Consider the following 12,869-nt stretch of genomic DNA (forward strand, 5'->3'; position numbering starts at 1 on the left):
ATTATTTTTGGGACAGACAAAACGAAAGATTCCGGCATGTTTCTCAATGTCGGAATCCTTGATCTTGCCTTTCCTTATGTTAATTCATTTTATTCTTGTTGGCAAAGGTAGGCTTTATTTTTCAAATCAACAACTTTTTAGTGCTAAAAATAGTTAGTTCTTGCCTCCAGTCGTGCTAAATTTTGTTCTCTATGCCGTCTCGTCGGCGTGTTTCGGGCGTGGCTCGTGGCGCGCCGCTTCTGTCATGTTTTTATCATGCCGGTCTGTATCTTGTCGTGCTGCAAAGGCCGTCAGATGCTGTGGTACGGGCGGACAGCTTACATATTGTTATCCTTCTGATTGTCAGCGTGTTAGCAGACGTGTTGCAAAACGTGCCCTTTTGCCTTGCAAAACATGGTCTTTTGCATGATGAAAGACCATGTTTCAGAGTCCGAAACGTGGCCTTTTGCAAAACGCCTTGCCGGTGTATGTGCCGGGTGTTGCCGGCTTACGGTTGGCGTGAGCATTCCGTCTGAAAATGTATTTTTATGCTTAAAGTTTACAAAATGTAAGCAGTTTTAGTGGCGCAGACGTGTTGCAGCCCAACTTTTTTGTAACATTTGCGTAATTTTCCTTGTTAAAAATAAATTTTTTCCACTTAAATTTGTAACTTCGCAGCTTGTAAGTATAACCTAAAAATCTTAGCAATGTTGTCAACAGAAGAAAGAAAATCTATTATAGCCCTGATTCACAGTCAGGTTTTGCCGGCAATAGGCTGCACAGAGCCTATAGCCGTAGCTCTTTGTGTGGCAAAGGCCAGAGTGCTGCTCGGGACTCTTCCTGAGAGCATAGACATAGAGCTTAGTGCCAACATCTTGAAAAACGCAATGGGAGTGGGCATACCGGGAACAGGCATGATCGGCCTGCCCATAGCCGTGGCTCTTGGTGCCATAGTAGGCCGTCCGGAGCTTGAGCTCGAAGTGCTGCAGGACAGCAACAAGGAGGCCGTTGAGCGCGGCAAGGCGTATATCGCCGAAGACAGAATACACATAAGCCTGAAGGAGGATGCGCCCGACAAGCTTTATATAGCCGTGAAGTGCAGCGCCGGCGGTCATGAGGCCGAGGCAAGAATCATGCACATGCACACCAACTTCGTTTATCTGCGCAAGGATGCCGACGTGATGCTCGACAATATGGCCCCGAGAGAAGAGGAGGCAAAGCAGGTTGAAGTGGAGCTCACTCTGCGCAAGGTCTACGAGTTTGCCACCGAGACCGACATCGAGGAGCTGAAATTTATCCTCGACGCCAAGCGCATGGACGAGACTGCCGCAGCAGCAGGCCTGCGCGAGAACTACGGCCACACCCTGGGCAAGACCATGTGCAGCCCGCTGGGCAAGGGCATAATGGGCGACAGCATATTCTCAAAGATACTTTCGGCCACAAGCTGCGCCTGCGACGCACGTATGGCCGGCGCCATGGTGCCCGTGATGAGCAACAGCGGCAGCGGCAACCAGGGCATCTGCACCACCATGCCGGTGGTAGTGTTTGCAGCCGAAAACCATAACACTGAAGAAGAAACAATACGCGCCCTCATCATAAGCAACCTTACTGCCATATACATCAAGCAGCATCTGGGCTCACTTTCAGCCCTCTGCGGATGCGTGGTTGCCAGCACGGGCAGCAGCTGCGGTATAACTTACCTTATGGGAGGCAGCTATGAGCAGCTGTCGTATGCCGTGAAGAACATGATAGCCAACCTCACGGGCATGATATGCGACGGCGCTAAGCCAAGCTGCGCGCTAAAGCTTACTACAGGCGTGAGCACGGCAGTGATGAGCGCCATGCTCGCCATACAGAACAAGCATGTAACCTCGGTAGAGGGCATCATCGACGACGACGTAGACCAGAGCATACGCAACCTTACAGAAATAGGCAAGAGAGGCATGGACGAGACAGACCGATTCGTGCTTGATATAATGACACATAAAACCCAGAAAAAATAATGAAACTTTTAAAAACAACATTCCTGACAGCGCTGCTCGCCATGTTCACACTGGCCGTTGCAGCACAGATGCAAGACCCGGTTCACTTTAAGGTGAGCCAGAAAAAAGTGTCGCCCACAGAGCTTGAAGTTATTTTTACAGGGCGGATAGACAAAGGATGGCACGTGTATTCAACCGGACTGCCTGCTGACGGTCCTATTTCTGCCTCTCTGCACACAGAGAAGGCCGAAGGCGTTAAGGCTGCCGGCAAACTCTCACACAGAGGAAAGGAGATAAGCCAGTTTGACAAAATGTTCGGCATGAACCTGCGCTACTTCGAAAACAGCGTTACTTTCGTGCAGAAATTCAAGATTGTCGGCAAGACATACAAAGTAAGCGGATATCTTGAGTATGGCGCATGTAACGACGAAAACTGTATCCCGCCAACACAGGTTGAGTTCGCATTCAACGGCGAAGGACCTGCCGACGCTCCTGAAGCAGAGGAAACTACCGAGGCTGAGGCTACAGACACAACAGCCGCAGCAGCAATGGCAGGAGCCGACTCGCTGCAGACTGACACAGCCGCTGTAAACGCACAGGGCGACCTCTGGAAGCCTGTTATCGACGAACTGCAGAACTTCAACGGCGGCGACACAGGTTCAAGCCGCTCTTGGATATATATCTTCCTGATGGGACTTGTCGGAGGTTTCGTGGCTCTGTTCACTCCTTGCGTATGGCCTATCATACCTATGACCGTAAGCTTCTTCCTGAAGCGTACAAAGGATAAGAAGAAGGGTATACGCGACGCCATAACCTATGGTATCTCTATCATCGTTATCTACCTTGCCCTCGGACTTGCCATCACGGCCATCTTCGGTGCAAGCTCGCTCAACGCGCTGGCCACCAACGCCGTGTTCAACATATTCTTCTGCCTGTTGCTGGTAGTGTTTGCCCTGTCGTTCTTCGGCTGGTTCGAGCTCACTCTGCCTTCATCATGGACAAACAAGGTTGACAACAAGGCATCGTCAACGAGCGGTATGCTGAGCATCTTCCTCATGGCGTTCACGCTTACACTCGTTTCATTCTCATGTACAGGTCCTATCATCGGCTTCCTGCTCGTTGAGGTCAGCACATCTGGCAGCATCGCAGGTCCTGCCATCGGTATGCTCGGCTTCGCCATCGCACTGGCTCTGCCGTTCACACTCTTCGCCCTGTTCCCCACATGGCTAAAGCAGGCTCCTAAGTCAGGCAGCTGGATGAACACCATCAAGATCGTGCTCGGATTCATTGAGCTGGCTTTCGCCCTCAAGTTCTTCTCTGTAGCCGACCTCGCTTACGGTTGGGGACTGCTCGACCGCGAAGTGTTCCTCGCTCTCTGGATCATCATCTTCGGCATGCTCGGCCTCTACCTTATCGGCAAGCTCAAGTTCCCGAGCGACCAGGGCAACACAGACGCAATGCCTGTTCCGTGCATCGTGCTCGGTATGATTTCGCTTGCGTTCACAGTATATCTTATCCCGGGCCTCTGGGGTGCTCCCTGTAAGGCAGTCAGCGCATTTGCTCCTCCTATCAACACTCAGGACTTCAACCTCTATCATAACGAAGTTGAGCCTAAGTATAAGGACTACGAGCAGGGCATGGCAGCAGCTGCAGCTGAGGGCAAGCCTGTTGTTGTTGACTTCACAGGATTCGGATGCGTCAACTGCCGTAAGATGGAGGCAGCCGTATGGACCGATCCTCAGGTAGCCGACAAGCTCAACAACGACTTCATCCTCATCTCACTTTATGTAGACGACAAGCAGCCGCTTGACAAGCCTATCGAGGTGGTTGAGAACGGACGTAAGCGCAAGCTCCGCACCGTAGGCGACAAGTGGAGCTATCTGCAGCGCAGCAAGTTCGGTGCAAATGCACAGCCGTTCTATGTTATTCTCGACAACAAGGGTATGCCTGTTGCAGGTTCTTACAGCTATGACGAGAATATCAGCCATTACACCGACTTCCTCAACACTGGTTTGAAAAACTATAAGAAATAATTGATTTTAATAGGCAGTTTCGTTGATTTATGTCAATAAAACTGCCTATTTGTAAATATTTTATCATATTTAGATATCAATTTGGTTAAAACTTTCATATCTTTGCACTGTGTTTTTCATAGTATTAGATTTAAGGTTAACAAAAGACAGGGACTCAGCGGAGTCCTTTTTTTATGCCCTTACGTCTGCTGATGCGTTTTGTTCCGTGCCTTTTTAGTCCCCGTTTATCAGTTTTTATTTGCAGTGAGCTATATTGCCGCATTGCGGTATGTGTCCTTTCATGTTTCAATATGCCAGCTTTTGCATGCCGTAACGTGTCCTTTTGTCGTGCGAAAGGACAGCTTTTATAAATTAACCGCTTGACGTAAAATTGCCCGTTGTGCCGTATATGCTGTCTTGATTCCGTATAAGCATAGCCGTTCTCATCCGTATTATGTTTTCCGGTCATCTGTACAGCCATTGTCGTCTGTAGTTTGTGCCAGGTCGAAATGCGCACGGATAAGCAGGTGAAAAATGCCGAAAAATGTTTCGGCAAAAACTCATCACTCGTCACATTCCTGTCTATTGCGCTGGTTGTCAATGCGTTATGGGGTGATGAGTTGCCTGCCGGACTCGTCACATTCGGGTTTCTCTGCCGTTGGTGTGACGAGTTGCAGTTTCAACTCGTCACACCGTAACGGCTTGTCCGTCAGAATGTTATGCGCCTGTGTGACGAGTGACGAGTTTCTTCCGAAAATCTTTTTGCGTTGTTTTGCCGTTGACCTTTCCTGAATTTGGTGGTTCTTCCGCAATTTAGTTGAAATAGTCTCTTTGCGTTATGTTGTAAATGTTATAAGATGGTGTTTAGTGAACCAGGCTTCAACTAAATTGCGGAAAAACCAATTTGTTTGACTTCAAGCGGGCTTTTTCCTTCTTTAAGTTTACTTAGGCTTGCCTTTGTGCGCTGCAGATGCACCTATTATTATATAATAATGTTAAAAGACGATAGGCAAAATCCTGGTTATTATGTGCGCCGTTGTTGTCTGGCCGTTGCGTAGGTTCATAAAAAAGATGTTCCTCAGGCCTCACGGTCTAAAGAACATCGGTTAAAACAAGTCTTACTAAACTATTAAAAAACATTTCCTAAATTTATTAACCTCTATATCTTTTTTACGTTCATGTGTTGTTTTTTGTTCTGTATTTGACATTTATTCGTCTCTTGTTCTGCAAAAATATAAATAAATATAAAGATAATGCGCATGCAGTTTGGTTCATAACGGTTCAGAACGTATTAATCGTTTGTATGTCCGTGTTATGCAGTCGCTGCTTTTGCGCGGTTTTGACTTACAGGTTGTTATTTTGCCTTGGCGTCTGACTGTCCGATTGTAAGTTGCAGAGTTGTCAGTCCGTTGTCCTTTCCTGTTATGTAAGTACACTGCTTGCTGTCGCCGTGTTCTAGTTCCGACACGTACAGCGGTTTGTTCAGATTGAATATAAGTGTCTTGAAAGTGTCGCCTTTGCAGAGTTTGTTGTTTGACGATTCCTCCACGCGGAAGCAGCTGTCGCCTATGTATTCTATCTCGCAAGTGCAGTCGGGAGCCCATCCCAGTTCTATTTTGTCGCCCGTCTTAAGGCTTGCTGTGCGGATCTGTTTTTCCGGCATGGCGTCGCGTTCCATGATGTTTCTACGTCTTAGCGACAAACAGAAGTCATACCAGTCGATGTATCCTATAAAGCGGCTGAGTATTGATAAGGTGGTGTATCGTGTGTTGTGCTTTGCCTCTACGTATCCCCATATTCGCTTTATTGTAGAGATGCTTATCTCTTCTTTCAGTTCCTTTTGTAGTCTCAGCGAAAGTTGATTGAAGTCGGTCGGCGATTTCAACGGCTTACCCATCCTCTTTTCAATTTCAAGTTTAAGGCACTCTATTTCGGTGTATTTTGTATCCATTTAGTTTGTCTTATTGACGTTTAGTGTCTGCAAAAATATTAATTTTTTTATAAAAAAATTGATGCAAAGAATGATTTGAACCAAAATGAACCAATTTTGTTTCCTTATTTTTATTACAAATTGCTTATAGCAGCATCAATTTTATTTTTCATTTATCATCAGGTTGCCGTGCTTTCTTTATTGAAAGCATTTTGCATAAATGTACTTTTTGAGGTTTTATTCCAACTTGTAATGAATATTCTGAATTTTGCTTAACAGATGCTTGATTTATGGGTGTTGTTTCGCCTAATTGTAAGCGCTGTGAATTTATTGGTGAAAAAATGTCGAATTTATTTTGGATAAATGTTCTCAGAAAGAAAGTATTTTTGTATTTTTGCAAACACTTTGCTAAGTATTTAGTTTTTTAGATTAACTTAAAGGCAATTAATTATGGGAAAAGGATTGTATAATGCGGAATACGAGCATGACGCATGCGGCGTGGGCATGGTTGTCAACATACATGGAAACAAGAGCCATGAACTTGTTGACAACGCCCTGAAAGTGCTCGAGAACATGCGACACCGCGGTGCCGAGGGTGCCGACAACAAGACAGGCGACGGAGCCGGAATAATGTTGCAGATACCTCATGAGTTTATTCTCTTGCAGGGAATACCGGTTCCGGAAAAGGGAAAATACGGAACGGGACTCGTCTTCCTGCCTAAGGATGAGGCTCAGCAGCAGGGCATACTGAGCATAATGATTGAGGAGATAGAGCGCGAGGGGCTGTCGCTTATGCACTTGCGCAACGTTCCGACAAATCCCGACTGCCTCGGCGAGACGGCACTGGCTAGCGAGCCTGACATAAAGCAGCTGTTTGTTACCGGCGTTACAGACACCCGTGTGCCTTATTTCGAGCGCACGCTGTATCTTATCCGTAAGCGCATTGAGCGTCGTGTTAAGAACAAAGACTTCTACATCTGCTCGCTGTCGAGCAAGAACATTATATATAAGGGTATGCTGTCGAGCCTCCAGCTGCGTCAGTATTTTCCCGACCTGACAAACAACTACTTTACCAGCGGACTGGCTCTTGTCCATTCTCGCTTTTCTACTAACACATTTCCTACATGGAGCCTGGCTCAGCCGTTCCGCCTGTTGTGTCACAACGGCGAGATAAACACCATACGCGGAAACCGCGGATGGATGCAGGCGCGCGAGAGTGTGCTTAGTTCTGAGGCGCTGGGAAGCATAAAAGACATATCACCGATAATACAGCCGGGCATGAGCGACTCGGCAAGTCTCGACAATGTGTTCGAGTTTTTCGTCATGAGCGGTCTGTCGTTGCCACATGCCATGGCGCTTATGGTGCCCGAGAGCTTCAACGACAAGAACCCTATATCAGAAGACCTGAAAGCCTTCTACGAGTATCACTCAATACTGATGGAGCCGTGGGACGGTCCGGCGGCGCTGCTCTTCAGCGACGGCCGCTATGCCGGCGGAATGCTCGACCGCAACGGCCTGCGTCCGGCACGTTACACAATAACCCGCAACGACATGATGGTTGTGGCGTCAGAGGTGGGCGTCATGGACTTCGAACCGTCTGAGATAGCTGAGAAAGGCCGCCTGCAGCCGGGCAAGATACTGCTCATTGACACGCAGGAAGGCAAAATATATTATGACGGAGAAATAAAGGAGCGTCTGGCAGCAGAACATCCGTACCGCCAGTGGCTGTCGACCAACCGCATACAGCTCGAAAAGCTGAAGAGCGGACGTAAGGTGAGCAACGCCGTTGACAATCTTGTGCGCCGCGAACTTATGTTCGGTTTCGGCGAGGAAGACATCGAAAACACCATAATACCAATGTGTGTCAACGGTCAGGAGCCCACCGCGTCAATGGGCAACGACACGCCTCTTGCGGTGCTGAGCGACCGTCCGCAGGTGTTCTTCGACTACTTCCGCCAGCAGTTTGCACAGGTTACCAACCCCGCCATCGACTCGATACGCGAGAATCTCGTAATGTCGCTGACGGAGTATATCGGCCGTGTGGGCACAGGGGTGCTTATTCCTGACGAGACAAACTGCAAGATGGTGCGTCTGCCTCACCCGATACTTAACAACACCCAGCTCGACATTCTGTGCAACATACGCTACAAAGGCTTCAACACTGTGAAGCTGCCGATACTCTTCGAGTGCGCAAAGGGAGAAGACGGACTGCGCGAGGCTCTCGACAGTCTGTGCAAGCAGGCAGAGCGCAGCGTTGACGACGGCTACAACTATATCATACTTACCGACCGCGACATCGACGAGACTCATGCTGCCATACCGTCGCTGCTGGCTGTGAGTGCCGTTCACCACTATCTGATATCAGTGGGCAAGCGCGTTCAGACGGCACTTATCGTTGAGAGCGGAGAGATACGCGAGACCATGCACGCAGCCCTGCTGCTCGGCTACGGAGCTTCGGCTCTGTGCCCGTACATGACGTTCGCCATACTCGACGATCTCGTTAAGCGCGGCAAGGTGCAGGAAAACTATGAGACGGCTGAAGCCAACTATATCAAGGCCGTGAAGAAAGCCCTGCTCAAGATAATGGCTAAGATGGGCATATCCACAATCCGTTCATACCGCGGAGCAAAGATATTTGAGAGCATCGGACTGTCGGAGAGTCTGCTGAAGACATATTTCGGCACGGAGACATCAACCATAGGAGGCATCGGACTTGAGACTATCGCGCGCGACGCCATAGCCATGCACGACGCCGGATTCGCAAAGACGGTATGCACCGACTTCCTGCCCAACCACGGACTTTTCCACTATCGCAAGGACGGAATAAAGCATGCGTGGAACCCTGAGACCATATCAACCCTTCAGCTTGCCACGCGCATGGGCAGCTATAAGAAATATAAAGAGTTTACGCGTCTTGTAGATGAGAAAGATGCGCCTATATTCATACGCGACTTCCTCGACTTCAAACGCAATCCGATTGACATAGACAAGGTGGAGCCTGTAGAGAGCATCGTCAAGCATTTTGTAGTAGGCGCCATGAGTTTCGGTGCGTTGAGCCGCGAGGCACACGAGGCCATAGCTCTGGCTATGAACAAGCTCGGCGCACGTTCTAACACGGGCGAGGGCGGCGAGGACAACGAGCGCTTCCACTCAACATACGACGGGATTTCGCTGTCGAGCAAGACCAAGCAGATAGCTTCAGGCCGTTTCGGCGTAACAACCGAATATCTTGTCAATGCAGAAGAACTTCAGATAAAGGTGGCACAAGGCGCAAAGCCCGGAGAAGGCGGACAGTTGCCCGGATTTAAGGTGAACGAGATTATAGCCAAGACACGCCACTCCATACCCGGCATATCGCTTATCTCGCCTCCGCCTCACCACGACATCTATTCTATTGAGGACCTTGCGCAGCTGATATTCGACCTCAAGAACGTCAACCCCAAGGCAGCCATAAGCGTGAAGCTCGTTGCCGAGAGCGGCGTTGGTACCATTGCAGCCGGCGTAGCCAAGGCAAAGGCCGACCTGATAGTAATCTCCGGTGCCGAGGGCGGCACGGGAGCATCGCCTGCATCGAGCATGCGTTTTGCCGGAATATCGCCCGAGATAGGCATAAGCGAGACGCAGCAGACGCTCGTAAAGAACGGACTGCGCGGTCAGGTGCGCCTGCAGGTGGACGGACAGCTCAAAACCGGGCGCGACGTTGTGCTCATGGCGCTGCTCGGTGCCGAGGAGTTCGGCTTTGGAACGCTGGCACTCATCGTGCTCGGATGCGTCATGATGCGCAAGTGCAACCTCAACACGTGTCCGCTCGGCGTAACCACACAGAACCCCGAACTGCGCAAGAACTTCATCGGAAAATATGAATATCTTGTAAACTATTTCACCTTCCTTGCCCGCGAGGTGCGCGAGTATCTGGCCGAAATGGGATACACAAGGCTCGACGACATAGTAGGACACACCGAACTGATTGTCAGGAAAGAAACCGAGAAGGGCAGCAAGCCGTCTATGCTCGACTTCACACGTCTGCTCAACCGTGAGAGCGGCAACTGCTCGCTGTATCACACCACGGCCCAGATTCACGACCTCGGCAACATACTCGACCGTCAGATAATACGCTCGGCGCAGAAAGCCATAGAGGAAAAAGAAGATGTAAACCTCGATTACGCCATAAAGAACACCGACCGCGCCGTGGGAACGATGCTCAGCGGAATGATTGCCGGGAAGTACGGATACGACGGACTGCCCGACTCAACCATCAACATAAAGTTTAAGGGCAGCGCCGGACAGAGCTTCGGAGCATTCCTCGTAAGCGGCGTAAGCTTCAAGCTCGAGGGCGAGACCAACGACTATTTTGCCAAGGGACTCAGCGGCGGGCGCATAGCCATACTGCCGCCTGTGCGCAGCAACTTTGAGGCTGAGGACAACATAATTGCCGGCAATACGGGCTTATACGGTGCAACAAGCGGCGAATTATATATAAACGGAAAGGTAGGAGAGCGCTTCGCAGTGAGAAACTCGGGTGCGATAGCCGTTATCGAGGGCGCCGGCGACCACTGCTGTGAGTATATGACGGGCGGTCGCGTGGTAGTGTTGGGCGAGACCGGACGCAACTTTGCTGCCGGTATGAGCGGTGGAGTGGCATATGTGTGGGACAAGAACCACAACTTCGACTACTTCTGCAATATGGACATGGTGGAAATCAACCTTGTTGACGAAAGCAACTACCGCAAGGAACTGCACGAACTGATACGCCAGCATTATCTCTACACCGGCTCTAAGCTGGCACGCACCATGCTCGACGACTGGAACCGCTATGTTGAAGATTTCGTGCAGGTGGTGCCAATAGAATACAAGCGCGTGCTGCAGGAAGAGCAGGTAAGAAAGCTCCAGCAGAAGATTGCCGACATGCAGAGAGACTATTAATTCTAAGTGAAGAACAGGCGCAGGGCGCAATGAAAAATTAAAAATGAAAAGTGAAAAATCCAAATGTTGATTAAGTGAAGAGTGAAGAACGAGAGTGAAAAATCCAAATGCATAGTGGTGATAAGAAGCAGCAAGGCTATTGACTTTAACTCCTTTAACTACTTTAACTCCTTTAACTACTAAAGAATAATGCATTTGTCTTTTTCGCTGCGCCCAAGGATATTTCTCCTTAACTTCTTGCCTCCTACAAAATAATTTCAAAAGAATTTATAATATAACAGACATGGGAAATCCAAAAGCATTTTTGACTATACACCGCAAGGAAGCGGGACACAGGCCGGTGCACGACCGTATACATGACTTTGGCGAGGTGGAGCAGACGCTCAACTCTAACGACCGCCGCATGCAGGCGTCGCGCTGTATGGACTGCGGAGTGCCCTTCTGCCATTGGGCTTGCCCGCTGGGCAACAAACCGCCTGAGTGGAACGACGCTCTGTATAAAGGCGACTGGGAGCTGGCTTACAGGCTGCTCAACTCTACCAACGACTTTCCAGAGTTCACAGGGCGCATCTGTCCGGCTCTCTGCGAGAAGGCTTGCGTGCTCAATCTTGTGGAGCATGAGCCTACAACCAACCGCGAGAATGAGGCTGCGATAACCGAACACGCCTTTGAGGAGAACTATGTGCGCATACATCATCCGGAGCGCAACGGCAAGAAGGTGGCTGTGATAGGAGCCGGACCTGCCGGACTGGTGGCTGCCAACCGCCTTAACCTGAAGGGCTATATGGTTACGGTGTTCGACAAGAACGAGGACGCCGGCGGACTGCTGCGCTACGGCATACCTAACTTTAAGCTCAACAAGGCCGTGATAGACCGTCGCATAGACGTGCTGATGCAGGAGGGAATAACCTTTAAATATAATCAGGACATCGACGTTAGCAAGCTGCCCGAAGGCTTCGACGCCTACGTGATAGCCACGGGAACGCCTACGGCGCGCGACCTTGCCATACCGGGCCGAGAGCTTAAAGGCGTGTATTTTGCGCTCGACATGCTTGCACAGCAGAATCGTGTGCTCGCCGGATGCGAATATACTAAAGACCAACTGGTAAGCGCCAAGGGCAAAGACGTGCTCGTGATAGGCGGCGGCGACACGGGAAGCGACTGCATAGGCACGGCTCATCGCCAGGGATGCAAGAGCGTAACGCAGATAGAGATTATGCCTAAGCCCGCGGAAGGTCCCGACGACCCTGCCAACCCATGGCCCAACTGGCCGCGCACGCTGAAGACAACCACCTCGCACGAGGAAGGCTGCACAAGGCGCTGGAACATCAATTCGCTGAAGTTTATCGGCAAGGATGGCAAACTGACGGGTGTTGAGGTGCAGGAAATAACATGGAAACCCAATCCCGAAGGCGGCCGCCCGATAATGGAGGCCGTGGGCAGTCCGGAGGTTATTAAGGCCGACATGGTGCTGCTGGCGATGGGATTTCTGAAGCCCGAGTTGCCCGAGCTTGCTCCAAATGTGTTTGTTGCAGGTGATGTTGTCAGCGGTCCGTCGCTCGTTGTAAGGGCGATGGCAAGCGGACGCGACGCTGCCGAGAAAGTAGATAAATTTTTCCACTAACATTTTTTACATTCCTTTTTTTCTGTGAAGGGTCGGGGCAGATGTTGCTCCGGCCCTCGCTTTTTTATGCTGTCGGGCGCCATGTTCGTGCCGACTTTTGCTTGTTTTGTAATATCTTGATAATCAATGGTTTAGCAACACTCTTCCAAAAGATGCCCTTTTAGCTTGCAAAAGGCCGTCTTTTAGGCTGTAAAAGGGCACCTTTTGCAATGCGAAACGTGGCCTTTTGCACGGCCGTCAGTCTTGCCCTGATTTCCGCATGCATTCCGTGCGTCTTTTCAGTGCTGCTCCGCCCTTGGGCTGCCCGCCGTTCTCCTTGCTGCCGAAATATGCCGTAAGGCGGTGCGCCCGGTGCCGGCAGGATAATAATTTCCGGCCTTTTTTATATAAATTTGCGCTTAATATATACGTATTATTTA

General features: G+C 50.0%; 5 protein-coding genes. 4 read left to right on the forward strand and 1 reads right to left on the reverse strand.

Annotated features, from left to right (window positions below; all coding sequences use genetic code 11):
* Positions 1 to 686 precede the first annotated feature (686 nt).
* Together ACZMIG_RS04770 and ACZMIG_RS04775 are read left to right on the forward strand one after the other, a co-directional pair.
* The gene (locus tag ACZMIG_RS04770) at positions 687 to 1,982 is read left to right on the forward strand and encodes an L-cysteine desulfidase family protein (protein ID WP_487889161.1); all 1,296 of its coding nucleotides are present in this window, start codon (positions 687 to 689) and stop codon (positions 1,980 to 1,982) included.
* On the forward strand, positions 1,982 to 3,994 hold the full coding sequence (locus ACZMIG_RS04775; RefSeq protein ID WP_487889162.1) for a protein-disulfide reductase DsbD family protein: 2,013 nt from the start codon (positions 1,982 to 1,984) through the stop codon (positions 3,992 to 3,994). Before ACZMIG_RS04770 ends, ACZMIG_RS04775 begins: the two co-directional genes overlap by 1 nt.
* Positions 3,995 to 5,327: 1,333 nt before the next feature.
* Here ACZMIG_RS04775 and ACZMIG_RS04780 read toward each other — a convergent pair.
* A complete protein-coding gene (locus ACZMIG_RS04780) occupies positions 5,328 to 5,924 on the reverse strand; it encodes a hypothetical protein (protein WP_021854045.1) in 597 nt (198 codons plus the stop codon).
* Between the two features lie 429 nt (positions 5,925 to 6,353).
* Between ACZMIG_RS04780 and gltB the strand changes: the two genes are divergently transcribed.
* Positions 6,354 to 10,826, forward strand: coding sequence for a glutamate synthase large subunit (gene gltB, locus ACZMIG_RS04785; RefSeq protein ID WP_487889163.1), 4,473 nt, complete (start codon positions 6,354 to 6,356; stop codon positions 10,824 to 10,826).
* A gap of 283 nt (positions 10,827 to 11,109) precedes the next feature.
* Positions 11,110 to 12,450: a glutamate synthase subunit beta gene (locus tag ACZMIG_RS04790; RefSeq protein WP_487889164.1), complete on the forward strand. Its 1,341-nt coding sequence runs from the start codon at positions 11,110 to 11,112 to the stop codon at positions 12,448 to 12,450.
* Positions 12,451 to 12,869: the final 419 nt, after the last annotated feature.

It is taken from the genome of Xylanibacter sp. (genome assembly GCF_057607445.1).

Excerpts from the sequence above, each read along its gene's own strand:
- ACZMIG_RS04770 (WP_487889161.1), top strand. The coding sequence starts at position 687 with ATGTTGTCAACAGAAGAAAGAAAATCTATTATAGCCCTGATTCACAGT.
- ACZMIG_RS04775 (WP_487889162.1), top strand. The coding sequence starts at position 1,982 with ATGAAACTTTTAAAAACAACATTCCTGACAGCGCTGCTCGCCATGTTC.
- ACZMIG_RS04780 (WP_021854045.1), bottom strand. The coding sequence starts at position 5,924 with ATGGATACAAAATACACCGAAATAGAGTGCCTTAAACTTGAAATTGAA.
- gltB (WP_487889163.1), top strand. The coding sequence starts at position 6,354 with ATGGGAAAAGGATTGTATAATGCGGAATACGAGCATGACGCATGCGGC.
- ACZMIG_RS04790 (WP_487889164.1), top strand. The coding sequence starts at position 11,110 with ATGGGAAATCCAAAAGCATTTTTGACTATACACCGCAAGGAAGCGGGA.